Source organism: Parabacteroides goldsteinii, from assembly GCF_020091425.1.
Lineage (GTDB): Bacteria > Bacteroidota > Bacteroidia > Bacteroidales > Tannerellaceae > Parabacteroides > Parabacteroides goldsteinii.
This window is the reverse complement of record NZ_CP081906.1, coordinates 6,602,862-6,627,746: the sequence shown is the minus strand read 5'-3', so window position 1 is coordinate 6,627,746 and position 24,885 is coordinate 6,602,862. Positions and strand designations below refer to the sequence as shown.

The 24,885-nt window shown below is 54.8% G+C and carries 26 protein-coding genes and 2 pseudogenes; 5 read left to right on the top strand and 23 right to left on the bottom strand.

Features of this window, described 5'->3' with window-relative positions; all coding sequences use genetic code 11:
- Positions 1 to 361: 361 nt before the first annotated feature.
- Positions 362 to 847 carry a dihydrofolate reductase family protein gene (locus K6V26_RS27210; RefSeq protein ID WP_009040572.1) on the top strand — a complete coding sequence of 162 codons (486 nt, stop codon included), beginning with the start codon at positions 362 to 364 and terminating at the stop codon, positions 845 to 847.
- 136 nt (positions 848 to 983) lie between these two features.
- Here the strand turns inward: K6V26_RS27210 and K6V26_RS27205 are convergent, their stop codons facing one another.
- The 7 genes and pseudogenes from K6V26_RS27205 to istA all read right to left on the bottom strand — a co-directional run bounded on the left by K6V26_RS27205 (position 984) and on the right by istA (position 10,385).
- Positions 984 to 2,114 carry a PDDEXK nuclease domain-containing protein gene (locus tag K6V26_RS27205; protein ID WP_009040571.1) on the bottom strand — a complete coding sequence of 377 codons (1,131 nt, stop codon included), beginning with the start codon at positions 2,112 to 2,114 and terminating at the stop codon, positions 984 to 986.
- A gap of 239 nt (positions 2,115 to 2,353) precedes the next feature.
- Positions 2,354 to 4,331, bottom strand: a pseudogene (locus K6V26_RS27200) (DNA topoisomerase).
- A gap of 89 nt (positions 4,332 to 4,420) precedes the next feature.
- Positions 4,421 to 5,941 carry a DUF4099 domain-containing protein gene (locus K6V26_RS27195; protein WP_009040569.1) on the bottom strand — a complete coding sequence of 507 codons (1,521 nt, stop codon included), beginning with the start codon at positions 5,939 to 5,941 and terminating at the stop codon, positions 4,421 to 4,423.
- A 345-nt stretch (positions 5,942 to 6,286) separates the two neighbouring features.
- Positions 6,287 to 7,474 carry a clostripain-related cysteine peptidase gene (locus K6V26_RS27190; RefSeq protein WP_009291509.1) on the bottom strand — a complete coding sequence of 396 codons (1,188 nt, stop codon included), beginning with the start codon at positions 7,472 to 7,474 and terminating at the stop codon, positions 6,287 to 6,289.
- A gap of 117 nt (positions 7,475 to 7,591) precedes the next feature.
- Positions 7,592 to 7,783 (bottom strand): hypothetical protein, encoded by a 192-nt coding sequence (locus tag K6V26_RS27185; protein WP_008760199.1) that lies wholly within the window; start codon positions 7,781 to 7,783, stop codon positions 7,592 to 7,594.
- Positions 7,784 to 8,064: 281 nt separating this feature from the next.
- Complete coding sequence (istB, locus tag K6V26_RS27180; protein WP_224263458.1) at positions 8,065 to 8,856, bottom strand: IS21-like element helper ATPase IstB; 792 nt, start codon at positions 8,854 to 8,856, stop codon at positions 8,065 to 8,067.
- Complete coding sequence (gene istA, locus K6V26_RS27175; RefSeq protein ID WP_224263457.1) at positions 8,853 to 10,385, bottom strand: IS21 family transposase; 1,533 nt, start codon at positions 10,383 to 10,385, stop codon at positions 8,853 to 8,855. Before istA ends, istB begins: the two co-directional genes overlap by 4 nt.
- A gap of 138 nt (positions 10,386 to 10,523) precedes the next feature.
- Between istA and K6V26_RS27170 the strand changes: the two are divergent.
- From K6V26_RS27170 to K6V26_RS27155, 4 genes and pseudogenes are all read left to right on the top strand, one after another.
- A pseudogene (locus K6V26_RS27170) lies at positions 10,524 to 10,730 on the top strand (ParB/RepB/Spo0J family partition protein); the annotation flags it as partial.
- Positions 10,731 to 10,839: 109 nt separating this feature from the next.
- Entirely contained in the window at positions 10,840 to 11,442 is a 603-nt protein-coding gene (locus K6V26_RS27165) for a hypothetical protein (RefSeq protein ID WP_009041241.1), read from the top strand.
- Positions 11,439 to 11,660, top strand: a complete 222-nt coding sequence (locus tag K6V26_RS27160) for a DUF7688 family protein (RefSeq protein ID WP_009041240.1) — start codon at positions 11,439 to 11,441, stop codon at positions 11,658 to 11,660. Before K6V26_RS27165 ends, K6V26_RS27160 begins: the two co-directional genes overlap by 4 nt.
- A 377-nt stretch (positions 11,661 to 12,037) precedes the next feature.
- Positions 12,038 to 12,481, top strand: coding sequence for a JAB domain-containing protein (locus K6V26_RS27155; RefSeq protein WP_009041239.1), 444 nt, complete (start codon positions 12,038 to 12,040; stop codon positions 12,479 to 12,481).
- 149 nt (positions 12,482 to 12,630) lie between these two features.
- Here K6V26_RS27155 and K6V26_RS27150 read toward each other — a convergent pair whose 3' ends face one another.
- The 16 genes from K6V26_RS27150 to K6V26_RS27075 form a co-directional block, all read right to left on the bottom strand.
- Complete coding sequence (locus K6V26_RS27150) at positions 12,631 to 13,479, bottom strand: hypothetical protein (RefSeq protein ID WP_009041238.1); 849 nt, start codon at positions 13,477 to 13,479, stop codon at positions 12,631 to 12,633.
- Between the two features lie 34 nt (positions 13,480 to 13,513).
- Entirely contained in the window at positions 13,514 to 14,335 is an 822-nt protein-coding gene (locus K6V26_RS27145) for a hypothetical protein (RefSeq protein WP_009291494.1), read from the bottom strand.
- Complete coding sequence (locus K6V26_RS27140; protein WP_009291495.1) at positions 14,310 to 14,771, bottom strand: DUF3872 domain-containing protein; 462 nt, start codon at positions 14,769 to 14,771, stop codon at positions 14,310 to 14,312. Before K6V26_RS27140 ends, K6V26_RS27145 begins: the two co-directional genes overlap by 26 nt.
- A gap of 22 nt (positions 14,772 to 14,793) precedes the next feature.
- Complete coding sequence (locus K6V26_RS27135; RefSeq protein WP_009041276.1) at positions 14,794 to 15,375, bottom strand: conjugal transfer protein TraO; 582 nt, start codon at positions 15,373 to 15,375, stop codon at positions 14,794 to 14,796.
- 3 nt (positions 15,376 to 15,378) lie between these two features.
- Positions 15,379 to 16,317, bottom strand: a complete 939-nt coding sequence (traN, locus tag K6V26_RS27130; RefSeq protein ID WP_009041277.1) for a conjugative transposon protein TraN — start codon at positions 16,315 to 16,317, stop codon at positions 15,379 to 15,381.
- 37 nt (positions 16,318 to 16,354) lie between these two features.
- A complete protein-coding gene (traM, locus tag K6V26_RS27125) occupies positions 16,355 to 17,731 on the bottom strand; it encodes a conjugative transposon protein TraM (protein WP_009041278.1) in 1,377 nt (458 codons plus the stop codon).
- A gap of 9 nt (positions 17,732 to 17,740) precedes the next feature.
- Positions 17,741 to 17,911 (bottom strand): hypothetical protein, encoded by a 171-nt coding sequence (locus tag K6V26_RS27120; protein WP_162470352.1) that lies wholly within the window; start codon positions 17,909 to 17,911, stop codon positions 17,741 to 17,743.
- Positions 17,912 to 18,196, bottom strand: a complete 285-nt coding sequence (locus K6V26_RS27115; protein ID WP_009041279.1) for a TraL conjugative transposon family protein — start codon at positions 18,194 to 18,196, stop codon at positions 17,912 to 17,914.
- 5 nt (positions 18,197 to 18,201) lie between these two features.
- Complete coding sequence (traK, locus tag K6V26_RS27110; protein ID WP_005647497.1) at positions 18,202 to 18,825, bottom strand: conjugative transposon protein TraK; 624 nt, start codon at positions 18,823 to 18,825, stop codon at positions 18,202 to 18,204.
- 49 nt (positions 18,826 to 18,874) lie between these two features.
- Complete coding sequence (gene traJ, locus K6V26_RS27105; RefSeq protein WP_009041280.1) at positions 18,875 to 19,879, bottom strand: conjugative transposon protein TraJ; 1,005 nt, start codon at positions 19,877 to 19,879, stop codon at positions 18,875 to 18,877.
- A gap of 49 nt (positions 19,880 to 19,928) precedes the next feature.
- Entirely contained in the window at positions 19,929 to 20,558 is a 630-nt protein-coding gene (locus tag K6V26_RS27100) for a DUF4141 domain-containing protein (RefSeq protein ID WP_009291497.1), read from the bottom strand.
- Positions 20,559 to 20,562: 4 nt separating this feature from the next.
- Complete coding sequence (locus K6V26_RS27095; RefSeq protein WP_009291498.1) at positions 20,563 to 20,925, bottom strand: DUF3876 domain-containing protein; 363 nt, start codon at positions 20,923 to 20,925, stop codon at positions 20,563 to 20,565.
- 216 nt (positions 20,926 to 21,141) lie between these two features.
- Positions 21,142 to 23,643 carry a TraG family conjugative transposon ATPase gene (locus K6V26_RS27090; RefSeq protein ID WP_224264336.1) on the bottom strand — a complete coding sequence of 834 codons (2,502 nt, stop codon included), beginning with the start codon at positions 23,641 to 23,643 and terminating at the stop codon, positions 21,142 to 21,144.
- The gene (locus tag K6V26_RS27085; protein WP_005647508.1) at positions 23,640 to 23,963 is read right to left on the bottom strand and encodes a DUF4133 domain-containing protein; all 324 of its coding nucleotides are present in this window, start codon (positions 23,961 to 23,963) and stop codon (positions 23,640 to 23,642) included. The genes K6V26_RS27090 and K6V26_RS27085 overlap by 4 nt, the downstream gene beginning before the upstream one ends.
- Before the next feature lie 10 nt (positions 23,964 to 23,973).
- Positions 23,974 to 24,273, bottom strand: coding sequence for a DUF4134 domain-containing protein (locus K6V26_RS27080; protein WP_005647510.1), 300 nt, complete (start codon positions 24,271 to 24,273; stop codon positions 23,974 to 23,976).
- Positions 24,274 to 24,291: 18 nt separating this feature from the next.
- Entirely contained in the window at positions 24,292 to 24,879 is a 588-nt protein-coding gene (locus tag K6V26_RS27075) for a DUF4122 family protein (RefSeq protein WP_009291501.1), read from the bottom strand.
- Positions 24,880 to 24,885 lie beyond the last annotated feature (6 nt).

Below are 24,885 nucleotides of genomic sequence, written 5' to 3'. Positions count from 1 at the left end.
GAGATTAGGCAGGGCTATTGTTTTGTTATTCGGGAAGTTTCCCGTACCTTTGTGACAAAGTACGGCAGGTGGTACTCTACCGGGGTACGGTTGCTGTCATGACATGAAAGATTCATACCCGGCTTGGAAGCAAGCAGGGATTGATATACATATTGTACGTTCGCTGAACGTCTTGGAATAGAAAACTGGCACTTTTCAAAAAAGACAAGATGTATAGCGCAATGTTCATGCTGTATGCTTATACGGCGTGAGTTTGCCTATTCTGTCTTTTAGGTATGCCAGTACCTCTATTCCGGAATAGTGTGAGTTCACGCTGTTCTTTTTGGTGCGAGGCGGGCATAATCCTTAAAAACACATTGTTATGGAACAGATTACCTTGCACGTGTACCAATCCATCGACGGCTGTCCGGTCATAGCGGACAAGTGTTTCAATGCGGTAGTGGACGCCTGTGCCTACGTGCTGATTGACGAGGAAACTTACCTGCGTATTTACCTGAATGATCTTGACTGGCCGCTTGAGGCAAAGGAGACCTTGGTCGTGACGAACGGCTGTATAGACTTGACAGAGACAGAACGGGTACGTTTTGTCAGGGGGAATGTGGTAACGGAACTGCAACGGATAAAGGAGAATGGCGACGGTATGGTGGTGGCTTACGGAGGAGAAACCGGAGTTTTACTCTTGGACAACGGGCTGGCAGATGAAATCGTGATGACAACCGTGCCGGTGCTGGTCGGTAACAGTGAGAAGGGGCTGGAGTGCGGACCGAACGACGGCAGGATATGGGCTGTACGGTCGAGCGAAGTGCTGGAGGACGGGAAAATCCGAACGGTGTACGGGAGGATGTAATAAAAAAGCAACCCGCCGATTTGGGCATTATTAAAGAGGCTTGGCAGGTTCTATTGATTGCAAAGATAACGGAAATAGTTGGAACGACAAATATTAGAATACTACAAATGCGCAACTATGTGTTGCGCATTTGTTATTATTGCCGGATTGTCTTTAAAATCAACTCTTTTAATTGTTGTTCAGTCGGAAGTTGCAACTGGTATTTGGAAACGAATATCTGTTCATCCAATCCGGTTGTGGTGTACCGCACCAACGCATCGTTCTTGTCCGTTACCAGCAAAATGCCGATAGGCGGGTTATCGCCCGGCTCCATCACTTCGGCTTTATAATAATTCAGGTATGAATAAAGTTGTGACACATGAGCGTGGTTGAAAGTATCAACTTTCAATTCGCACAAAATATGACATTTCAAAATCCGGTGGTAGAAGACCATATCAATGAAATAAAATTCGTCACCGATAAGGATTCTTTTTTGTCTGGCTTCGAAACAGAAGCCGTTTCCGAGTTCGATAATGAAGTCTCGCAAATGGTCGAGCAGAAGTGTTTCGAGTTCCTTCTCCTTTAGCAAAGAAGCCCGTTGCTGCGGAATGTTCAGGAACTCGAAGAAATAGTCATCCTTGACGGCATCGGTTACAGTTTGTGGGTGAATCTTCTGCTGAATGGCAGCAAGTGCATTTTCCATGTTGCCGGATAAGCCGACACGTTCATAACTCAACGCTCCTATCTGCCGTTTGAGTTCACGGACAGAAAGCCCGGTTTGGATGGTGAGCATTTCGTAATACATCCGCTTGATAGGATTGTCGATTTTTACCAGTTCGATAAAGTGGGTAAAAGAAATAGAGCTGAGTAGTTTCTGAGGCTCTATCGTATTAACTATATCTTGTTTGTTTTCAGCATTTTGTAATAAGTGCATCAGTGATGCACTTTTTCCAAGACCCTGCATTTCCAATAAGTGCATCGTTGATGCACCTGTTGGAGGCAATATCGTTTTTATTACAGTTGCCAACTGGGGATATACCATATAGAAGACTCGTGAACGCTTGAATAATGTAATATTCAATCCTTTTAAATTAACTTTTTGTTCCAAGTTTTTCAATAAGAATTCCCCATATTTGGCACGGTCTTCTCCGTTCTGCTCGAACTCCACGATATAAAAACCGATAAGCCAGTTACGCATGGTCTGGCACTGGTTTACGGCTTTGACCGCACTCTGTTGTAATCGTTGGTGCGTGTCGGCTATGATGGTTGCTAATTGTTCAAAATTCATGTTATGCTATTGTTGAATGTTGATTAAAGCCGTTCGGGTATTGTGCCCGGAACGGTTGCCATCCGGCCACAGAAAAGAGCAATCCCGCCTTTTCTATGTGACCGATTGGCAAATATAGGGATTATTGCCGGGATTACGGATATAAAAACTTGAATTCCTGTGGGCTACCATTGTCTATCAAGAGCCGTTCGTGCTGCAGAGCCGGGCGGCTTCCGCTACGGAGATCCAACCGATGCCGTTCATCGCCTGTGCTCCTTTCCTTTGGACTTGTCCGTGTGAGGCGGGAACCCGTATACGATGCGGAAGTCCTTGTCGAAAGTGAGGTATGCATCGAAGGGCTTATCCTCCCTACTCCTGAATCCTTTGATCAGGGCAGTCCTGCCTTTGGTCACGAGGTCGGTAATCTGGCTGTCGGTGAGCTGCTTCTCCCCCTTGTTGCGGAAGACGGTAAGGGAACAATCGACGTTGCTGCACTTGGCGACCTTCGGGTAAAGGAGGATGCGACCGGAACGGCACTTGGGGCACGGGATATGTCCGCCGTCCGCCACCGATACCTGCACTTGCAGGAGTTCTTCGGTAATCTGGGCGGCATAGACCTCGATGGCCTTGCGGAAGCTGTCGGGATTCATCTCCCCGCTCTCGATCTTGGCGAGGGCGGTCTCCCACTGCCCGGTCATCTCGACATCGGCGATGCGCTTGTCCTTCACTATCTGATACACGGCAAGCCCCTTGTCCGTCGGCACGAGGCTCTTCTTCTCCCGGCGCACGTAGTCACGGGCAAAGAGGGTCTCGATGATGGAGGCACGGGTGGCGGGCGTGCCGATACCGTTCCCTTTCAAACTGTCTCGAAGCTCGTCGTCCTGCAACTCCCTGCCGCAATGCTCCATCGCCGAAAGGAGGCTGCTCTCGGTGTGCAGGGGACGGGGCTTGGTCTGTTTCTCCACACACTCCGCCGATTGCAGGGGGAAAGCCTCGTCGGTCTGCAAAGTCGGCAAAGCGGCTGTTCCCTCGTCGTCCTCCTCCCGCTCGTTCCGCACGGCACGCCATCCGGCGGATCTGACGACCGTCCCCTTGGCGGTGAACACGCTGTTCCCTGCCGTGAAAGAGACGGTGGTAGCGTCCTTGAGGCAACGGGCGGAGAAGGCTTCGAGCAGGCGGGCGGCTACCATGTCATATACCGTGCGTTCGTCGGCGGACAGCTCGCCGGGCAGACACTCGGTGATGATGAGCGCATGGTGGTCGGTGACTTTCCCTGCGTCCACGCTGCGGCGGTTGAGCGAAGCTCCTTTCAGGGCGGCGGCATGGGCGGCGAAAGCCGGGTACCGCTCCAGCAGGGCGATACGATCGGGTATCTCGTCGAACACATCGTCCGATAGGTAGCGGGAGCCGGTACGGGGGTAGCTCAACACCTTCTTCTCGTAAAGCGACTGGGCGATGGAGAGGGTCTTGTCTGCCGAGAAGCCGTACCTGCCGTTCGCCTCTTTCTGCAAGGCGGTCAGGTCATAGAGCAAGGGAGGTTCTTGGCTCACCTCCCTGCGCTGCAAGTCGGCAACCTCCACCGTCCCCGTTGCGGTTACAGCGCCGAGAGCGGCATTTGCCGCCGGAAGGGTTTCGTAACGCAATTCAGAGATGGCGGCGAAGGGCGTGCCGTCCTTTTCAGCCGTGACCTTCAGCCGGTAATAGGTCTGCGGGGTGAAATCCCTGTTCTCCAGATAACGGGAGCAGATCATCATCAAGGTGGGTGTCTGTACCCGTCCGAGGGAGTAGATGCCCTTCCCGGATGGCACGGTCGGTCAGCGAGGAGATCCAGAGGCGCAGGCAGGGTTTGCGGCAGCCAAGGTAATTGTAGATGTACCGATGAATGGCTTCACCCTCACGCCCGGCATCGGTCGCCACGACGATACGATCGGAACGGTCGAAAACCTCCCTGATGACCTTCAACTGTTTGAGTACGCCGGGGTCGGGCTTGTACTCCTTGCCCTCCCGTATCTGGCGGGGGATGTACTTGAACTCCTGCGGCAGAATGGGCAGGTTCTCACGCCGGAAGCCCGCATAGCCGTATGCTTCGGGCATGGCAAGCTGGACGAGATGGCCGAACGCCCAGGTAACGAGGTAGCCGTTACCTGAGAGGTAGCCATCGTGCCGCTCTCGGACATTCAACACGTTTGCTATATCCTTCGCTACGGAAGGCTTTTCAGCGATAACTGCTGTAATCATATTTCTTTAAAATTTAACGGTTTGACAAAAGTTATCCCGTCGTCCGGACGGGATAACCGTGTAATTCATTTACAGAGTGGCGGGGGAAATCAGCGGCGGACACCCCGGCTGCGCTTGGGCTTGTCGGGCTGTTCCTGCTTCTGTGACTGTTTCCGTTCCTCTTTCTGCTCCTGCTTGCGCTCCTGCTGCTGTTTCTGCTCCCCGGTGGGGCGCTGCTGTGCGGATTGCAGGGCTTCTTTCAGGTTGCGGGTCGCCTCTACGGTCTTGCCCTCGGAATTGACCGCCACCTGCACCTCGTTCTCCACGGCGGGCTTGACACGCCCCTCTTCGAGTGCCGCCTTGTAGTCCTTGGGAAACATGAAGGCGGGCTTCTCGCCGGGCTTCCATGTGATGTAGCCTTGGTAGGCTTTTCCTTTCTTGTCCACCAGACCGGAGACCTTGACCGTTCCCCCGGCTTCGAGTTCGAGGCGGGACTTCTCGGTAAGCTCCTGCTTGCGGAAAGTCTTCGGCACCTCCTGATTGGCGGTCTGTTTCAGGTTCGTCTTGTACGCATCCATCGCCAGCTTGCCCCGGTCGCCGAAGAGAAATTCGAGCTGCATCTTGGCTGCGCTGAACTGTACGGGAGCCGGGTAGATCTTGGGTTGCTCCCCCTCCTTGGCTCTGGAAAGGAACTGGCAGACCACCGCCTCGCCCTGTTTGAGCCGGGCTATTTCGTCCGGGGTGAAGGTATGCCCGTTCTTCTCCGCCGGGATATTGACCTTGGAGAGCGGGAAAGCGACCAGCTCGTTGGTCTTGAGGTTGCGGCTGACAAGGGCTTCGACCTGCTCGCCCGCCCGGTTGGTGACGGTCGCCGGGTGCCCCATGTTGCCCGTCTGCCGGAGCACCTGCTTGTCGGAGTCGGTGATGTCGTAACCGAAGAACTGCTTCTGCATCTTCTCCGGGTCGAGGATGCCGTGGCTGCAAACGGTCAGCCTGCCGTCCGTGCCGGGTTTGAGCGAGAGCTGGCTATCGTTGCTGTGCGAGATGCCCTCGAAGTGGAAATGCACCCGGACGGTCTTGTCGGTCTGGAAGCCCCGGAGCATCTGGTCGAGCATCCCGTTGCCCTCAATCTGTTCCCGCTGCACGCCGAGGGCAGCGAGGCTGTTCCAGTCGATGTCCTCCGGGCGGTACTTGTACTGCGGGTTCTGTTCGGTCTGCCCGGCGGACTGCTGCGGCGCATCCTCCGGCTGTTGCTGCTGCCCGGCTTGGGTCTGCTGCTGTGCCTGCACGGGCGGCTGCACCTCGTACTGTGCGAGGAGCGGCTCACCTGTCTTGACCGACCGGCTCTCCCGCTGCCGGAAATCGGCGGCTACCCGCTGCACCTCCTCTTCCGGCACACGGAAGAAATGGAAGCGGGTCGGATCTTTCAACTGGCTCCAGAGGTTGGAAAAGAAATTTGAAAACATATCGCCGTGGCGATCCACCCGCAGGAGGTCGTTGTTGTCCTCCAGTGGGTTCTTGGTCTGTAACTCGCCGTCCTTTACTCCGCTGACGGCTTGGAGCGTGCCTTTCTCGTCCATGACGAGCAGGATGTCCATTAACTGCTGGCTGCTGTCCGGTTGTTCGTCCATAATCTGAAAAAATTAAATGGTGAATATTTTTAAGGTTCCGATTGAAACCGGACGTAAAGATATGGGATGAATGCTGGAAACGTGCAATTTACGGCTTAGGTATCCTCGTTTGTCCTCCTGTTCGTAGATTTGTCACATTCCGGTTCGAGAGTAATTGAAGTTTTGATTTTCTCGTGACCTTTTTACCCCGAATAAACTGTAAATAAAAATATCACTGCAAAATTATATATGGTACATACGTGTAGAATTATTTTCGATGCTGTCCGAACTTATCGGAAATTTTATGAAGAAAGGGGAATATTTGCGTCATACGCGGGTATTTTCATCTGTCCGTTTTCCACGGGGTTATTCGTGTGTGGCCTTGTACCAAGAGGTCGTACCTTTCAGTAAGGCCATGGGATTGGTGCTCGGGTCCGAGATCGTTATACCCGAGAAAGTATGTATGGGAAGGGGCCCTTTGGTCCTGGAATAAAATTTACCCGTATGGGTTTTATAGGGAACAAGCCGCTCCAGCTGTTCCCTGAAGCGGGCTGTCAGGACAGGGTCAGAGCAGAGGGTGAGGACATAATCGGCAAAGTCATAAAAGATGACGGGGGTGTATCCGTCCAGTCCCTGGAGTTCTCCTTGTAGGGAATCATCGAAAACATACCTGTCATTGATACTTTTCATGATAGCAGCCATATTATCTAATTCAGAGCAATCTGTCACAGCCAGTGTCCCGCAGGGCATCATTTCATAGGTTGAATAAAAGTCGTGGAATCCTTCGCAAAGGGATCCGTAATCAGGATTTCCCAGCAGGAACTCCCCCACAGTGGCGTAAGGCATTCCGTATGCCATCATTTCACTGGTAGAGGCTATAAGAAATCTTGTGGCTTCTTTCAGTTCATAGGCAACCTCTACGGATGACATATAGCAATCGTCAAACAGGATATACTCCATTTTGACGCCCGCGCCTACAATCCCCCGGGCCAGGGTACCCACGTCCGTTTGGAACTCCCGGGTCAGTCCCCCGAAATAGCGTGTCAGCGGCTGCTCCTGATACTCCCAATGCTTTTTCATCCGGAAAAGGGAATCCGCCTGTGTACCGTCCACGGGAAGCCATCCCATGCCATGGGAACCTATGATCATAGCGTAAACCGGAGCAGGAGCAAATTCCTGCACGTCGTTCAATATCCCCGTTATGCCCTCCACCGTAGTAAACCCCGAAGTGCCATACCTTTTCAGCGTTTTACGATCGCACTTTCCTTTGGAATGTATGATCTCAAACATCGTGGCTTCCGTAGAGCTCGTGGACATAAACACGAGAATTCTTTCATGCTCCAGCCCCCTTCTGCTTACACACGCCTCCATATCTGCGATATTGGTGTAAAAATAGCCTGTCAGGTCAGTGGACCACGGCAGAAACATGAATAACGTTTTCCGATTTTCCATGGCTTCCCCGAGCTCTTCCTTTTCACATGAAAGAAAAATAAGGGAACAGCACACGAAAAGCAGGATACTGGTCCATGTATAAATTTTCCGTGGAGCTTTCATCTTGCGTATGCGATTAATCGGTGAAAAAATGGTTGACACTGCCCGATTTTACAACCAGATAAGGTCCCTTTACCGCCAGGCTACGGCAAAAAAGGCCCCCGGATCCATGTCATATGTTCAAGAGAAATCTCCGGGGCATATTTCCCGGAATTCCTCCGGAGCGGAAATATCTTCCTCGGATATTTCCACGTGTTCCACGCCGTCCTGTCCTCTTATCATGCAGGAAAACATCTCCGCCCCGTCCAGACAGGAAAATACCTCGTGCCTCGGTTCTCCGTTTTCAAACCAATAAACGCAATATTCCTTCATCGTAGTAAAAAATCAGTATTTACCGGCACGATCTCAAGTTCGATACCGAATTCTTCCATCTGCTGACGGATATTCCCGCAAGCCAGTTTCTCCCTGGCCGCTTCAATCCCCGTGAAGGCATCGTATCCTTTCGGTGCGGATACAATTTTCCCTTCTAATACCGCATGGGTGATCTCCCCTTGTAATAAGCAAATTTTAAATCGTCATTTTTCGGTAAAGTTAAATCACCATCTAATAATAGAGACTATCAGTTTATACTATTGATTACATTTTAATGTCGGTCATCTTTGGCTGGGGGTACCCCCAGCCAAAGATGTGTCTTTTTCCTCTTCAAAAATGGATTTTCGGTTTCCCATCCGGTAGCTTTGCCCGGTGAGTTTTATGACCTCGCAGTGATATAACAGCCTGTCCAGTATTGCTGAAGCCAGCACTTCGTCATCCAGCGTTTTGGCCCATTCGGTGGGTGCCTTGTTCGTGGTAATTATCAGTGAGGCTTTCTCGTGAAGCGTGTTGATCAGATTGAAGAATCCTGCGGCATCCTCTTTTTTCACCGGGAAGAGCATTATGTCATCGATGGCTACCAAGTCGGCTTTGAGCAGACGGTTGTATGCGCTCATGGCCGAAGGCATCAGCGTTTTCATCTTGATGGTGTTTATGACATCCTCCATCGTGACCATATACGCCTTGTATCCCTGCCCCACAGCTTCGTACACAAGTCCTGCGGCGATAAAGGTCTTACCTGTTCCGGAAGGTCCCATGAGTATCAGGTTGTAATTCTGTTCGAGCCACCCCAGCCGGCGCAGTTCACGCAATCTTGGTGCGGTTATACCTTGCGAGTAGTTGTGGTCGAAAAGGTCGAGGTCGTGTCTTGCCGGCAAGGCCGCCGCTTTCAGCCGCCGTTGGAAGTCCTTGCTGTCTCTTTCCTGAACCTCGCGGGAGAGCAGGTCATGCAGGAACTCGACATGGTTTTTTCCCTGCTCCTGCGCCAGATGAGCTTCTGATTCCAGCAGGCGTGGCAGAGCGTACAGGCGCAGACGCGAGCACAGGTTTTTGATTTGTTCGTTTGTTATCATACGAAAAGGGTGTTAAAGGTGGATATGTCTGTTTTCTCGGGGATCATGGCGGATGTATCAGCCCCGGGAACCGGCTCGGTTTCCGTCCGGACCTCAATGGGGGGTTCTCCTTTACGGATCCTGAGGGTCTCGGCTACCTCCATCAGGCTGCATCCGTTGAAGACACCTGCTTTAAGGCACTCGTCAAAAGCTTCGGTAAGCGTGATGTCCGAGTATGCCGCGTGGCGCCGGACTATAAACTGGAGGTTGTCGCGGTAATTACGGGCCTTATGCACACGTAGTTGTAATAAATATGTATCAATCACCGTGCTTGCGGGAAGTTCTTTGCGTACAAAAGCCTCATAATCATCCAGCGAGGCTTCGCGGTCACGCCGGTGGGAGGTATTGCTTACCAGACGCCCCTTATCTCCGCTTATTTTGTGAACGGCAAGGGTTTTGCCTGTCTCATGGCTGTAGATATATAGCCGGCCTTCTTTTTCTTCGATATAGACCAGCGTCTGATGGCCGTGGTAGGTGCCTGTGGGAACGCTGTAATAATTGCCCCGGTAGGTTATCACGTTGTCCTTTCGCACGTGATGCGGCAAGAGGGTTTCGCAAGGAACAGTCGGGACTCCCTTATAAGGCATGAGGTGTCCTTTTTCCGTCTCAAACTCCTCAGACGGGACACGACGTATGCCGTGATGTTCCGTGCCGTTGGCCGTGCGTTCCAACCAGCCAAGGACTTCCTTGTTGAGCAGGTCCATGTCAACCAACTCGCGGCCGCGAAGGAAGTTGTATTTCACATATTTGACGACATTCTCTATCTTACCTTTGCTCTGGGGATCGGATTTGCGACAGAACACGGGTTCAAAGCCATGTTCACGGACAAGGGTGCGGAAAACGCGGGTAAGCACCAGGTCACCAAGGTTTTCATTGACAAGAAACACCTTGTCCTGGTCATAAACTATTTTTCGGGGTACTCCCCCGAAGAACTCGAAAGCCAGTTCATGGGCATAAACAGCAAGAGCGGTGGTAAACGGTGTACGGCTAAAGTAGACGAACTTATACCTGCTGCGGCTCAGACACATCGCAAAGAAATACACTTTTAAAGACTGTCCCTGAAGTGTCTTCATCCACCGTTCACCGAAGTCGCATTGGGCGTATTCGCCATAGGGAGTCTCGGGTTGCTTCTCGTAGGGGCGGTAACTCTTTTCAAACTCCTTGGGAAGATGGTGCGTTAAACGCAACCGGTTGACGAAGTTGAAGACCGTTTTGGGGGTTACGCAGGGAAGATCCGAAAAATGCTCTTTCAAGCGGTCATGGAGTTGCGGAGCGGACAAAAAAGGCCACTTGCGCAACTCATTGACTACATAAGATTCATAGCCGTCAAGTTTATGACCGTAATGACGGTCATAGCTCTGGCTGGAAATGAACTCTTCTTCTGTCATGGACAGATACTTGGCCACCGTTTGACGGTGAAGACCTAAGGATTGACCTATTTGTGTCTTATTTAGGCCATCTGAAAATAATTCGTTAACTTTGTACCACATCAGATACTTCTTTAATTGGGAAGTCTCGGTCATAGCATTGTAATTAGTAGTTCGCACCACAAAATTACAATGCTATTTTTTTTAGAATCATGTCGATTTTACTTTTCCGATTTTTGACGAGACAAAGTTACCGATTACACCGTGGCGACCCTCTTGCTTGACTTCGCACGCAGGCACATGCCGGAGGAACTCGCCAACATCGAAAGGGAGTACAACGGGGTGTACGAGAAACGTCACCAGCGCATCGAGGAAAAGAAAGCCGTCCTATTAGTGCAGGAACGGGCAAGGGAGCGCAAGGTAACGCAACCCGAGGAACAACCGCAACCCGAAGAGATTGCAGCCTAAAGACAAAGGGCAGGGCGGAGAAATCCGCCCGCTACTTTCTTTCGTGAGCCGTAGCGGAAAAGAAAGATCGCAAAGAAACCGATTTTTAAACTTTCAAATTTTCAAACTTATGCGAACCGTACAGAGAACCTATACACTATTCGGCATTGCGGAACTGGAGGACGAAGCCCGTCAAAAAGCCTATACCGACTGGCTTGCCAAGGGAAACGATTACCCGTATGCTTCCGAGAACTGCGACACGCTCGAAGCCTTCTGCAACCTTTTCCGCATTGCCTGCACCAACTACTGTTACGACAGTTGCACATACGCTTACCGTTTCCATACCGGACACGAGGAGGAGACCGAAAGGCTTTCGAGCGTCCGCTTGCTGGCTTACCTCTATAACAACTTCCATGCGGAGCTGTACAAGCCCAAGGTCTATTGGACGAAAGACCGCAAGAAAAGACGCAGGAGCCGTATCTCCGTCACTTGCGAATGCCCCTTCACGGGGGTTGTGTCGGACGAAATCATCTTGCAGCCCCTCATGGACTTCATGCGCTCGCCCGACACACGGAATTTCAAGGAACTCATGCGTGACTGTCTGGAAAACTTCTTCCGCTCGTGCCGTGACGATTGCGAGTATTGCGAGAGCGAGGAATATTTCACGGACGAGAGCCACAAGAATAATTGGGAGTACCTTATCGACGGGACACTTTTCATAGAAACGGCATGAAGCAGGAAATCAGACAGAACGGGAAAACCGTCCTTTACAGCGAGGACGGTTGCAGCATCCCCATGATATTCAACAACCTTGTCGGGAAGAACCTCAAAGGCAGGGAGTATTCGGACTATATCGCTTTCGTAGCCATTCCCGACATGGGATTTACCTACGGGAAGATAGCGTATTATTCGGACGGGAATTTAATCGCAACGGGGGAAATCAAGCCATAACATTCCCCCTCTATGTTTCATCGCCGGAAGTCCGGGACGGGTAGCGATCCGCCCGGACTTCTTTTTTTACCCGCCCGTGGGAAAGGATTGACCCATTTTCGGACGCACTTCTTTTTCTTTCGGTGAGCCGTGGGCGGGAAAAGACAAAGAAGCAAAAAGAACCCCCTCGACTCACCGGATTTTTTAGCCAAGCTCCACACTCATTTTTTAGCAAACCTACAGGGAAAAACGGACAAGTAGCAAGGCTGAACCTGCTGGTTTTGCGCACAATCTCCACACCTTCGGGTCGTATTCCACGCAAAAGCCTTGCATGAAGTCCGTTCTTTCCCCGTGCCCCAAAGCAAAAAATAAATGTTTCACTTTTAATTTTTTGCATTATGAATACACTGTCTTTCCCTCAAATCACCGTAAGTTACAAGGACGCTGACGCATCCAAGAGAGTTAGAATCCACTCTTCCAAGGAGTCTTACGACATCCTCAAGACTTTCTACGAGGACTGTATGCAGCACCACGAGGAGTGCTGGGCGATGTACCTGAACGGCGCAGGCAGACTGCTGGGCGTTTCGTGCGTCTCACGCAGCGGCATGAACAGTACGGTGGTGGACATACGCATCGTCCTCCAGACGGCTCTCGTCTCTCATGCCTCGGGAATCATCCTCTCGCACAACCACCCTTCCGGCTCGACCGTGGCGAGCACGCCGGACAACAACCTGACCAGCCAGTTGAAGAAAGGCTGCGAGGCAATCGGCATACAGCTTTTAGACCACATCATACTGACCGAGGACGCCTACCTTAGCTACATGGACGAGGGGATGCTTTAAGCGTCCCTTTTTTTGTTCGCTATCCGTTTCGCACTTCTTTTCTTTCGTGAGCGGGGCGGGAAAAGAACAAGAAGCAAAAGAAACCGGAAGGCGGCAGGGCGGATATGGAAAGCATCCTGAATGATGCTTTCCATTTCGTCCGGCTCACGCTACATCTTCAATCCCCGTTTTCGCTCCTGCCGGATGTCGGAGAAGGAGAAGCCTCCCGTCTCCTTGTCGAACTTCACCGACTTGTCCTTCTGCACGCCGCCCGGCGTTTCCATCCGTTTCACATTCAGCGGCTTCCCGTTGTAGAAGTCCGTCATTTGCCGGTAGCTGAACTTTTCCCCCGTCAGGCTTTCCATCAGGCTGTTCAGCGTGTAGATGCTGTCTTGGTTATGCACGCTCTCCGGCACGAACTCCGGGTGATTCTTCACTATGTCCGGGTACAGCGTCTTCGCCATTAGGCAGACCTCCGGCGAGCGTTCCGCCCACGGGATCATCATCAGCGACTCCCGACTGTGGGCGGCGCACCTGACATACACATCGGGCGTGAGCAGGCTTTTCGGCACTCCGCCACGCCCGACGGCGGACATCCCCGACGTTTCCACCGCCACCCGCACCCGCTCCGGTGTTTGCAGGTGCACGGGCAGGATGCTGATACACCTGCCGTCCAGCGGCAGCAGGAAGTCCGCCATTTCGCCATTCATCACCTCCGGGCGGATAGCCACCGCCACCCCGTAGAGTTCTTCCGGGTTATTCTCCCGGCACTCCTTCAGCACCTCCATGCACACCTCCGCAAAAGGGATATGCTGAACCAGCCCCCGGTGGAAGTCGTTCCCGAATCCCGCTTCCGTTTCCAGCGCCTTCCGGCACAGTTCCGGTGTCTTCATCTCTTCGGGCACGTTCTCCAGCTGCCAGCCGTCCTCTTCAACGGCGGCACGGCACACCTCCGCCGTGCGGTCGTGCCTGCATATCATCTCCAGAGGTACCTGATACATTCTTTCTTCTTGTTCCATGTTTCTGTTTTTTTAGATAGGTTGTCTCATATTTTCATTCCGTTGCGCCTCTTGGGTGCGTCGTTCCGTTCCGGCTCTTGCTGTTCCTGCTGCCTCTGCTCCTGCCGCTGGCTGAGAGGGGCGATGCGGAACGTCTCTTTCTGCCGGTCGAAAGTACCTCACGGTCTTTCAGGAAACCATCGGGCACCTCGATGCACTTGACCGCCATCCGCTTTCCCCCGTAGAAGTCCGCCATCTGCCCGCAGGTGAATTTCTCGCCCGTCATCTGCTCCATCAGGCGGCACAGCGAGTACACGTTGTAATAGCTGTCCACCGGTTGCGGCACGACATGGGGATGGGCATGGATCATCCTGGGATAGTTCAGGTACGCCGTCAGGCACGCTTCCAGCGACCGTTCCCTCCACGGAATCATCACGAATGACATCCAGTTATGTTCGGCGCATTTCCGCCACAGCTCCGGCGTTTGCAGGTGGACGAGCAGCAGGGACAGGCACCTGCCGTCCTCCGCCACCAGAAAATCCGCCATCTTCCCGTCGAACACCTCCGGTCGGATTGCCGAAGCCACCTCGTAAAGATCGGCTCTGCCCTCGCCGTACCAGTCCCGTATGGCTTCCATGCAGACCTCTGCGAACGGGATATGGTGCAGCAATGCCAGATGCCCGTAACCGAGTTCCGCACTCGCTTCCAGCGCACGGCGGCACATCTCCGGGGTTTTCATGTCCTCCAGCACATGTTCCAGCGACCATCCGAACTCCCTGACGGTATCGGCGTACCGCTCTGCGGTGCACTCGTGCCGGCACAGGTCTTTCAATTCCGCCAAAGCCGGCACCTCACTCTTTCCCAGTTCCACTTCCATCCCCGTCCTCCTTGTCGTTGTCCGCATTGAAGTCGTATTCCAGCTCGACCGCCTGACCGTCCGAGTCCTCCACCCAGACGGTGAAGCTGCTCTGCTCGTCCGACAGCCGGGTGTAATAGAGCCGGAACGTCTCTTTCTCCAGCGGGTAGCGGTCATTGGGCAGCAGCACCGTGCCGTCATCCAGTTTGAGCGTGCCTTCCCCGTCGAAGAGGAACCAGCGGATCGTGTACCGGGCGTCCTCCCAGCGTCCTTCCCGTTTCAGCTCGCACCGTATCTCCGCCGTCTCGTTCACTTTCAGCTCCTTCGGGACGGGCATCGTCTCCACCGTGAACAGGTATTTCGTCTGAATATCCAGCCCGTCATTACAGGCTGCGACCAGCACGAGGGCGGCCACGATGTAGCAGCCCGTGAATATTCTATAAATCATTGTCCTCATATACAATTATATTATATAGCAGTTATCGAATCATGAAGCGGATTCCCACGCCGACCTGCGTGTGGAATTTCCCGCAGTCGCCGCCGAACAGCACCCGTTGGCGACCGTTTACCAGCAAGACAATCTTGTCCGTCACGTAGGCGGACAGCTCCAGCGTGAGCGCACCCCCGTAGATGAAATTGTCCTCATCCGTGAGCCGGGAGCCGTCCGGCAGCAGGCTCTCGCCCCAGTTCACCGTCTCGTACCCGGCAAGGGCGGACAGTCCCAGTGCGGCGAAGAACGTCTTCTTCCGGTCGGAAAGGAAGTTCAGGTAATAGCCGCCCTCGCCCGTGAACTGGCTCGCCGGATAGAGGCAGTCCCGGTAGCCGTACCGCTTCTCCAAGTATTCCACACCGACCACCCAATGGTGGGCGTTCTTCGTGTAGGTGCTCACCGCTATCCCGGCGTGGTAGCCGAAGCCGTCGCCGTTTTTCCAGCGCATGTTGTCCGACAGCCCGCCCGTGAGCTGTATGCCCCTCATTCCGGGCAGGCACCGTTGGGCGTGTGCCCGGTTCACATGCAGGCACACCCCGAAAAGCAGGATAATGAACAGTAACCTTTTCATCGCTTACTTGATTTTCAGTTCGTTAATCTGTTTTGCCGCCACGAGGTCGGCGTTCTCCACCCGGATGGTCTGGTGCCTACCGCCGTCCTTCTCGAACAGTTCGATGACCAGCAGCTTGTCGTCCGGTATGGTGAACTGCGGGACGGCATACACCGTGCGCACGTCGCTTTTCCCCTCCGTCACCAGCACCTCGTTGTAGCTGCGCACCGGGTCGATCACCCGTTCCTGAATGGCGGTGCGCTTCGGCACTTTCTTGTCCACGACCTTGAACCGGATAAAGTCCGTCCGGAAAGCCACGTTCGACCTGTTCCTCGTTTCCGTGTGGAAATAGAACAGCCCGTTGTGCGAGTGGACGGATTTCAGGAGGAACTGCACCCCGAAGCGTTTGCAGCCCAAGTGCCGGATCTCCCGCCTGTCCTCCTTGTAGATGCTCTGCATGATCAGCTTCACCAAGAGCGGGCTTTCGCCTGCCAGTTCCCGGAAATGGAGGTTCATGCGGGTATGCGAAAAGTCCGTCGTGTTCCCGTTCTCCAAAAAATCCTTCATCTCGATGTTCAGCATCTCCGGCTCATGCGCATACCGGGCATTGAACGAATAGAAACTTCCGTCCTCGCAGATAACGGAAAAGTTCGTTTCCCCCGGAAACCCCTCGGTGGTCGCCTTCACCCGGATCACGTTCTCCGCACCGTCCGCTTTCCCGGCGATAATCCAATTGCTTCCCAAGTCCACGTACCGCACCGCCGAGGGGAAGATGATATGCACCGTCTTGGCGAACGTCACCTGCACCCCGTGGGGCGTAACCATCTGCCGGTAGGGTAGCTTCCGTGTAATCCCCTGATACAGGTCGTTGCCCGTAACCCGCTGTATCGTATCATTCACTTGTGCGTTCGCACCCGTCACCATGCCCATAAGCAGGGCGACCCATCCAAAAATCTTTTTCATTTGTCCTTTCTTTTTAATGGTTTTATAATCTGTCGATCTATTGTTGTTTGGCGTAAAGCATCAGCTCATACCCCGCTTTCAGGTGCACCTTTACCGTGCGGAACTTCTTGGCAAGGTACTGGCTGCCGCCCTGCATCAGCCCACGGGTGATGTCCATCGCCACCTGCTGTCCGGCGCTCCGTGCGAACGAGATGCTCGTTCCCAACCCGCCGCCGATGTTCGCCATCGCCTCCTTTGCCGCTTCCTGTTCCAGTGATGAAGGGACAGACAAGCCTTTCTGCCCGTCACTGTCATACACCGCCAGCTCCACGGGCAGCAAGTTCCCCCGGTATTCGATGGACGACACCACAATATCCAGCCGTTCTCCCTGTACCTTTCCCGTACCCGCAACGAGCGTGTTCTGCGGAATCACAAGGTTTCCCGCTTGCAGCGGTTCGAGCAGCCTGAGCTTCACCGTCTGTCCGTCCATAATCGTCTGATCTCCGTGGATGCACGCCCGTATCGTGTTCTTCCCCATAGTGTACCCGCTGCCTACCGCCGTGTTGAAGCCGTAGTTCCTCGGCTGGCTGTACCGCCGCATGAACTCCGCATCGCTCAGGGGCTGTTGCAGCCCCGATACCGTCCGCTCCCGTGCCACCTGCACCGCCACGGCGGGCTGTCTTGGACTGTTGTCGTTCTGCACGGCTGCGCCGTCCTTCCCGTTCTGTCCCATGTACTTGGCGGCAAGCTCGTAGCTCTTCTCCATCAGCGCCACCTGATCATCGATTCCGCCCGCCTGCCGTTCCCTTTCTTCCAGCTTGGCGGTCAACTCCTCCACCTGCCTTTTCAGCTCCTCCTTTTCCCCGTCCACCTTCGGTTCCTCGTAGAACGAGCCGAGCTGACGGTTGATGTCCCGGTAGGCGGTAACGGAAGAACGGCTGCCGCCGCCATTGTCCGAATAGTCCCTGAACGGTTCCCGTTCCGGCTCGCTGTCCGGCAGTTCCATTTCCACCCCGTCCATATCGCTCTCTTCGGAGAAGGCGAAGTCCTCCAGCGAGCGCACCTTCTCCGCCTGCTGTTTCTCTGCCTGCGCCTGCTCGTAGGCTTTCCGCTTGTCGCCGATGATCCCGTCATTCTCCGGCAGGGGGATGTCGGCGTTGAACGCCCCCACGGTGTCCCGGTTCACGTCCCGCTCCTCCGAAGGTGCGAATATCAGCCACATCGAGCCGAGGAACAGCAAGCCCATCAGCGGATATACCATCAGCTTCTTCCGTTGCTGCAACTGTTTCGGCGTGAGCGGCTTGGCTGTCTTCTTCTCCTTTTTCCCGCCGCCCTTGTCCTCCTTCTTTCCGTTCCCCGTCTCCGGGGCTGCGGCATCCGCCACCGTCACGTGCTGCGTTGCCGTTGCTTTTTCTTGGTTCTGTTCTTCCATCATGTCAAAAATTTATGGTTGTCCTACATTCTGATTCTCCTCCCCGGAGGCTTCCTTCTGCCTGTCTCCCCGGTTTGCCGCTTGCCAGGCGGTTCCTTCCGTTCCCGTTTGAGCGATGCCGTGGGACTTGCCCGGTTGTCCGCCCGCAGGTGCGCAGCCTTCCGTTCCCGGCGGAGCAGCCACTCACTCAACTTCTCCACCAGTCCCATACCGTCCGCTTTCAAAAGGGTTGATAATACTGTCATTGGGTAATTGCAGGCGCCTAATATGCTCTATCCCCAGTTCCTTCCCGTCGTTCCTGCCGATGCGGTAGATGGAGGAGACGGTCATATAGACCGACAGTGAGCCGAACGCCACCAGCGTCACGAGGATGATTGCCACACGCATGTCGGGCGAGATACGCCCGGCGAGGCGGCGGAGCTTCCCGTCCGCCCAATCCTGCGCCTTTGTGATGAATTTCCTTATCATAGCCGTCAGCGTTTGAGGGTCTGCAAATCCTTGTTCTCCGTGATCTCGAACCCCTCGATGATGAAGCCCTGCGGGTTGTTGTCGCTCCTGACCGCATCCAGCAGGCGGCAGCGGGTCACAAGGCTGCGCTCCGTAACAGAGCTTTCCCGCAGGATGATCTGCCGGGCGAACGTCCGCACGCTGTACGGGTACTTGTCGAAGTCGCACCGCAGGCTGTCTATCTCTATCATCTGGTTGATGTTCCCCGAGATTATCCGGTTGTAATACCCCTTTTCCGAGAGGTCCTTGTAGTAGTTGAAGGCGCTCTTGTCCGCCAGCAGCAGCGAGCGTTTGATATTGCCCTCGATAGCCGACTTGTCGGGCGAGAGCGTGAAGAACAGCTCGTGGAAGCGGCGCACGTGCTCCCGTGCCTCCACCGGGCGGTTCTGCCGCACGTCCTGCGAGAGCGCCAGCATCAGGCTCTTGCCGTTGTCCAGCACGTAGATCTTCTGCCGCTGCGCCTCGGCGAAGCTGTACGACTTCCACAGGGCGAAGCCCGTCACCACGGCGCACAGGCAGGCGAATACCAGCGTGAAGAGCCGTATCTGCCTGAAGCTCGTTTCGATATTTTTCAAACTCTTAAATTCCATGTTTCCGGTTTTTTATTCGTTATGACTCATTTTCTTGGGGCATCCGCCGCTACTTGATGATTTTTCCGGCGATGTTCCCCACGGCGGCACCCGCACCCGCTGCGGCGACGTTGCCGACCTTGTTTGCGGTTTGGTTCATCGCACGGTTGGCTTGGCTCACCCCGCCCGCCATGATGATCCAGTTGGCGACCGTCGGGATGGTGAAGTACCCGAATATCCCGATGATTAAAAAGATGATGTACACCGTGTTCGAGCTGTCCGGGATGAAGGTCGGGTCGCTCATCGCCTCGATGTCACGGGTGAGCATCAGCACTTGGATGCGTGCCAGCACCGAGCTGAACAGGTCGCTCACGGGCAGCCACATGTAGATGGAGATGTACCTCGTTATCCACTGCGTGAGCGTGCTCTGGAACCCGTCATAGACCGAGAGGGCGAACGCTATCGGACCGAGGATGGAAAGGGCGATCAGGAAGAACGTCCGTATCGTGTCGATCACCAGCGCAGCCGACTGGAACAGCAGTTCGAGCAGTTCTTGGAACCACAGCCGGATGTTCCGCTTCATGTTGTATTCCGTCCGGTCGATGTACATCACCGCCATCGTCTTCAAGTCCTTGGGCGACCAGCCCAGCTCGTCGAGCTTCTTGTCGAAGTCCTCCTTGCTCGCCAGATATGCCTTCTCCGGGTCACGGCGGAACGCCTCCCTCTCCAGCGTCTCCTTCTGCTCCCGGTATCGGTTCATGTCGAAGGTCTGTGATTCGAGCATCCCGTGGCAGCCCTTCACCACGGGCGAGAGCACCGTGTTGATCGTGCCGATGACGAAGGTGGGGAAGAAGAGGATGCACAGCCCGATGGCGAACGGGCGGAGCAGCGGGTACACGTCGATGGGTTCGGCACGGGCGAGCGCCTGCCACACCTTGGCGGCTACGTAGAACAGCGCACCCAGCCCGGCAATTCCCTTGGCTACCCCCGTCAGCTTCTCGCAGAGCGGCATCATGTCCTGATACAATACCTGCAATATCTCATGCAGGTTCGTGAAGTCTATCGCTAACAACATAGTCCTATATTATATTTATGTACGTGAACATTATTATATATTGCCACTCTCACCAGTAACGGTCTTCCGCATCCCCGTAGAGAGCCACCACCCGGTCGGCGTCCTTTTTCTTCTTCGCCCGCAGGTAGCTCACCGAGATGTTCTTGTCCGTATAATACTGCACGAGGTTGCGGTACTCCAGCAGCCGCTTGTAGCTCTGGTCGATGATAGCCAGCCGTTCGGCATCCGAGAGCGACATCCCCGTCACGTTCACCACGTTCTTCAGATCTTGCAGGATGTCCGCACTCTCGCTCAACAGCTTGGCGTACCCGAACGAGATGGTTTCCAGCTCGTCCGGCGTGTAGTTCGGGTCGCCCAGCATCTTCTGGTAGTTGCGCACGTAGATTTCCGAGATGTCCGCCACCAGCCCGATGGACTTCTTCACCTTCACTCCGCCTTTCACCACGTCATGCACCGCCTTTAGCGCATTGTAATACTTCCGCCCCTGCTCGAATATCTTCGCCGTTTCCCTGAAGCCGTCCAGCGTGTGCTGTGCGGTGGCGGAGGTCTCCACGATCTCCTTAGCTGTGTTGATGATGCCCTGCGCCAGATTGCCGGGGTCGTGTACGACCCATTGGGCGTTGGCCGCACCTGCCGTCAGGCACGCCACGCCCAGAATGATTGCCTTTATTGTTCTCATGTCCTTACTGTTTTAGGGTTCCGTCACTCTTTCTCCTGTACTCTCCGCCCGGCGACAGCCGGATGTGGTCTTTCTCCCGGTCATAGTCCATCATCACGGCGAAGCCCGTCTCGATGAACAGCACCCCTTCCGTTTCCCGGACGAGGTAGGTCTCCGCTTCACTGTCGCCCTTGTGGTTTCTGTGCATGACCGTTACACGGTACTTGCCGTCCTCTTCCCAGAGGGTGAAGGGCGGCTTGCCGCCCGTGCTGACCCACTCGCCGCACATCTTTTCCAACCGTTCCGCATTTGTCTCCTTGCAGGAAATGACAAACGCCAGCGCCACCGTCACCGCCGACAGCAGCAGGATTAAATTCAATCGTCTCATCTTGATTCCGTTTTTTTTAAGTTTTACAAAATTTTATTCTCTCCATTCCGTTTAGCCGTTTGTACATCCAGCCGTTCAGCCAGCCAGCCGTTTAACTGTTTAACCGTTTGACCGTTTAGCCGTTTGGTTAATCGTCCGACCCTTTAGCCGTTCGTCCGGTCAATCAACCACCCGTCCGGCAGCCTGTCCGCCGCTCCCAGTTAGCACATCGGTACATTATTTATACTTCGTCTCCGCCAGTCGCTTGATGGCAAGCTCCAAATCCCCGCCCAGCTCTTCCGCCAGTGCGAACACCTCCGTCTTCTCGCTCTCTTCGGTGGTATAGGTCAGGTACTCGGCAGCCGATACCTCCGTGGCATACACCGCCGACTGCACCCCGTTCAGACCGATCCACACCTCCTTGTACTTCCGTCCGGGATGGTTGGCGAGGTTGATGGAGAGTATCTGCGACTTCTCCTTGTCCGTCAGACCGAGCATCGACTGGATGCCGTCGAACTTGTTCATGTACTTCTTCTGGTCGAGCAGGATTTTGCAGTCCGAGTTGGTGATGATAGCCTCCTTCACGATGGGGGACGAGATGATGTCGTCCACCTCCTGCGTGACGACAATCGCCTCGCCGAAATATTTCCTGACGGTCTTGTACATGTATTTCAAATACTCACTCATACTCGGCGAGGAAAGGGCTTTCCAAGCCTCCTCGCAGATCAGCATCTTCCGCACCCCTTTCAGGCGGCGCAGCTTGTTGATGAAGGCTTCCATGATGATGATCGTAACCACGGGGAACAGCTCGGCATTATCTTTTATACTGTCAATTTCAAATACGATAAACCGCTTGTGCAGCAGGTCGATGTTCTCGTTCGAGTTCAGCAGGAAGTCATAGCGTCCGCCCTTGTAATACTGCCTGAGTGTGGTCAGGAAGTTGTCGATGTTGAAGTCCTTCCGGCTCACCTTGATGTCCCTTGCAGCCAGCTCCTTCCGGTAATCGTTCAGCATGTACTCGTAGAAGGTGTCGAACGAGGGGACGATGTCCCGGTTCTGCTGTATCCGGCGGATGTACGCCGACACCGCACTGCCCAGCTCGCCGCTCTCCGTCTTCGTGATTTTCTCGTCCTCGCCCTTCCACAGCGCCAGCAGCAACGTCTTGATGCTGTCCTTCTTCTCCACGCTGAACTTGTAGTCGTCCGTGAAGAAGGGGTTGAAGCTGATGGGCTTCTCCTCCGTGTACGTGTAGTAAATCCCGTCCTCGCCCTTGGTCTTGCGGTGTATCAGCTCGCACAGCCCTTGGTACGAGTTGCCCGTGTCGATCAGCACGAGGTGGCTGTTCTGCTCGTAATACTGGCGCACGAGGTGGTTCATGAAGAACGACTTGCCGCTTCCGCTCGGACCGAGGACAAACTTGTTGCGGTTCGAGATCACCCCTTTCTTCATCGGCAGGTCGCTGATGTCCAGATGCAGCGGTCTGCCCGTCATCCTGTCCGCCATCTTGATGCCGAAGGGTGAGAGCGAGTCCTTGTAGTTCGTCTCTTCGGTGAAGAAGCACAGGGCTTGCGGGATGAACGTGTAGAAGCTCTCCTCGAAGGGGAAGTCCCCCTCGTTGCCCGGTATCGCCGCCCAAAAGAGCGTGGGCACGTCCACCGTGTTGTGCCTCGGCTTGCACTCCATCAGGGCGAGCTGGCTGCCCACCTCGTTCTTGATGCGCCTGAGTTCCTCCCTGTCGTCGCTCCATGCCATCACGTTGCAGTGGCAGCGCACCGAGGTCAGCCCTTTCGAGTGCGCCTCGTTCAGGTATTCCTCGATCCAAGCCTTGTTGATCTGGTTGGAGCGGGAGTAGCGGGAGAGCGAGTGCATGTTCCGGGCGGTCTGCTCGAAGCGTTTCAGGTTCTCCCCGTGGTCGTCGATGAAGATGTACTGGTTGTAGCAGTGGTTGCAGTCCAGCAGCAAGCCCACCGGGGCGGCGAACGACAGCCGGCAGTCCGAGCGGTCGGTCGAGAGCCGCTCGTAACGGCTGTCCGTCGCCACCTTGCCCGGCAGGTCTTCCGTGTCCGAGAGGGTGTGCAGGCAGAGGATGTCGTCGCCGATGCGCATCTCCTCCGGGTTCAACTGGATGTCCTTCAGCACCGTCGTGTCGTGCTGCGAGAGCGAGAGGTACTTCTCCACGATGCCCGCCGCCGCTTCCGTCCCAGTGATCTCGTCCGTCGTGAGGCGGCGCAGCGTAACAAAACCGCTGTCGTTCATGATCTTCTCGAACTGCCCGACGGCTTCGAGGAACCTCGTAACCGTCTCCCGGTCCTCTATCTCCTTGGGGACAAGCCTGCCCTTGCAGAGGGTGGAGAACGTGCTTTCCTGACGGCTCCGCACCTTCGTGGTCTTTGTCAGGAACAGGTAGCAGGTGTGCGATAGGAACGGGCGTTCGTTGAAGTGCCTCTCAAAGCTCCGGCTCAGGAAGCTCAGGTCGTCCCTGTCCGTTTCCGGCCGGTACTTCTCCTCGATGAAGAAGTCCTGCTTGTGTACGATGGAATACTCCGGCAGCACCTTCACCGCCTTGTGCCAAGCCGAGTGGATCGCCTCGTACTCGCTCCCTGTAACGGAGAACAGTTCCGGAAGTTCCACCCTGAAGGCGACCGTCACGTCCGCCTCCTTGCTCACGACGCAGCCGTTCTCCACCGCCAGCAGCGGGAACTTGCTTTCGAGCGTCGCCGCTTTCATTACGTTTTTCATTCTTGCCAGTGTTTAAAAATAAATAATCGGGGGATTTTCAGCCGGTTCACCACGTATCTCGGATGCCTCCTGCGGGCGGCTGCCTTCATCAGCCCGTGCGTGCCGTACCGGGCGTTCAGCCGGAAGGTCAGCCATACCAGCAGCGTAGCCGCAGCCACGCCGAAGCCGATGCATACCCACTGGTTCACGCCCGCCATGTACAGGATGACGAACACCACGAAAACGGCGAGCAGACCGCCGCAGAAGATGAAGAGGTACTGGCTTTCCAGCCCCTTGAACTCCACGTTCCTGCCGATCCCCTTGTTGATTTCCATGTCCATAGTCGCTGTTTTACAGGAAGAACGAACGCAGGATAGTGGCAGCTACTATCAAGAAGATGCAGGCTCCGAACCAGCTCGCCGCCGTCTTCGACGTGTCGGGGTCGCCGGAGCTGAACTTCCCATATACTTTCACCCCTCCGATCAAGCCGACCACCGCACCGATGGCGTAAATCAGTTTCGTCCCCGGTTCAAAATACGAGGTGACCATCTGCGTGGCTTCGGTGATACCCGCCTGCCCGTTTCCCTGCGCCATTGCGCCCACGGCAGCGAGTATGCAGGCCGCCGTGAATAAGATTCTCTTTTGTCTCATTTGTCTTTAAAATTTTAATTAAACATTATGGTTGTCCATCAGCCGGGCGACACGCTTACGTGCGCCCTCGAACTCGTCCAGCATCGCCTCCCAGATGTCCGATCCCATCACGGACGGCAGCACCTCACGGGCTTCCCGCTCCGCCTTTTCGTCCGCATTGTCCGACACCAGTACCCGGCGCACCTTTTTCAGGTCATCGAAGGAGTACCCCGTGGCGAAGTCAGGGTTGCCGTCCGGGTAATAAGCCCCTAATTCCTCTTCCTCCTCCAGTTCCCGGATCTCCTCCGGCGTGGGTTCATAGTCCGTTTCCTCCTCGTCCTCCTCCGGCTCGATGTCGGAGTAGTCCGCCCCGTCGTCCTCCGCTGCGAGTTCGTCCACGGCTCCGGCTACCGCTTCCTCCCCGTCCTCCGCTCCGAAGGGCAGGTAGGTGCTTTCTCCCATGACCGTGTACGGCTCACCCGGTTGCCCCGGTTCCTTTCCCGTTCCGTCCGTGTCTTCGTCCGTCTCCGCTGTCCCGAATATCCCGGCGATGTCCTGCCGGTAGTATTTCCACAGCACGGCGAGGTAATAGAGCAGCAGGACGGTGAGCGATAATTTCAGTATCATGCCGTT

Bases quoted from the DNA above. Each gene is read 5' to 3' on its own strand.
- K6V26_RS27210 (WP_009040572.1), top strand. From the start codon at position 362: ATGGAACAGATTACCTTGCACGTGTACCAATCCATCGACGGCTGTCCG.
- K6V26_RS27205 (WP_009040571.1), bottom strand. From the start codon at position 2,114: ATGAATTTTGAACAATTAGCAACCATCATAGCCGACACGCACCAACGA.
- K6V26_RS27195 (WP_009040569.1), bottom strand. From the start codon at position 5,941: ATGGACGAACAACCGGACAGCAGCCAGCAGTTAATGGACATCCTGCTC.
- K6V26_RS27190 (WP_009291509.1), bottom strand. From the start codon at position 7,474: ATGAAAGCTCCACGGAAAATTTATACATGGACCAGTATCCTGCTTTTC.
- K6V26_RS27185 (WP_008760199.1), bottom strand. From the start codon at position 7,783: ATGAAGGAATATTGCGTTTATTGGTTTGAAAACGGAGAACCGAGGCAC.
- istB (WP_224263458.1), bottom strand. From the start codon at position 8,856: ATGATAACAAACGAACAAATCAAAAACCTGTGCTCGCGTCTGCGCCTG.
- istA (WP_224263457.1), bottom strand. From the start codon at position 10,385: ATGTGGTACAAAGTTAACGAATTATTTTCAGATGGCCTAAATAAGACA.
- K6V26_RS27165 (WP_009041241.1), top strand. From the start codon at position 10,840: ATGCGAACCGTACAGAGAACCTATACACTATTCGGCATTGCGGAACTG.
- K6V26_RS27160 (WP_009041240.1), top strand. From the start codon at position 11,439: ATGAAGCAGGAAATCAGACAGAACGGGAAAACCGTCCTTTACAGCGAG.
- K6V26_RS27155 (WP_009041239.1), top strand. From the start codon at position 12,038: ATGAATACACTGTCTTTCCCTCAAATCACCGTAAGTTACAAGGACGCT.
- K6V26_RS27150 (WP_009041238.1), bottom strand. From the start codon at position 13,479: ATGGAACAAGAAGAAAGAATGTATCAGGTACCTCTGGAGATGATATGC.
- K6V26_RS27145 (WP_009291494.1), bottom strand. From the start codon at position 14,335: ATGGAAGTGGAACTGGGAAAGAGTGAGGTGCCGGCTTTGGCGGAATTG.
- K6V26_RS27140 (WP_009291495.1), bottom strand. From the start codon at position 14,771: ATGAGGACAATGATTTATAGAATATTCACGGGCTGCTACATCGTGGCC.
- K6V26_RS27135 (WP_009041276.1), bottom strand. From the start codon at position 15,375: ATGAAAAGGTTACTGTTCATTATCCTGCTTTTCGGGGTGTGCCTGCAT.
- traN (WP_009041277.1), bottom strand. From the start codon at position 16,317: ATGAAAAAGATTTTTGGATGGGTCGCCCTGCTTATGGGCATGGTGACG.
- traM (WP_009041278.1), bottom strand. From the start codon at position 17,731: ATGATGGAAGAACAGAACCAAGAAAAAGCAACGGCAACGCAGCACGTG.
- K6V26_RS27115 (WP_009041279.1), bottom strand. From the start codon at position 18,196: ATGATAAGGAAATTCATCACAAAGGCGCAGGATTGGGCGGACGGGAAG.
- traK (WP_005647497.1), bottom strand. From the start codon at position 18,825: ATGGAATTTAAGAGTTTGAAAAATATCGAAACGAGCTTCAGGCAGATA.
- traJ (WP_009041280.1), bottom strand. From the start codon at position 19,879: ATGTTGTTAGCGATAGACTTCACGAACCTGCATGAGATATTGCAGGTA.
- K6V26_RS27100 (WP_009291497.1), bottom strand. From the start codon at position 20,558: ATGAGAACAATAAAGGCAATCATTCTGGGCGTGGCGTGCCTGACGGCA.
- K6V26_RS27095 (WP_009291498.1), bottom strand. From the start codon at position 20,925: ATGAGACGATTGAATTTAATCCTGCTGCTGTCGGCGGTGACGGTGGCG.
- K6V26_RS27090 (WP_224264336.1), bottom strand. From the start codon at position 23,643: ATGAAAAACGTAATGAAAGCGGCGACGCTCGAAAGCAAGTTCCCGCTG.
- K6V26_RS27085 (WP_005647508.1), bottom strand. From the start codon at position 23,963: ATGGACATGGAAATCAACAAGGGGATCGGCAGGAACGTGGAGTTCAAG.
- K6V26_RS27080 (WP_005647510.1), bottom strand. From the start codon at position 24,273: ATGAGACAAAAGAGAATCTTATTCACGGCGGCCTGCATACTCGCTGCC.
- K6V26_RS27075 (WP_009291501.1), bottom strand. From the start codon at position 24,879: ATGATACTGAAATTATCGCTCACCGTCCTGCTGCTCTATTACCTCGCC.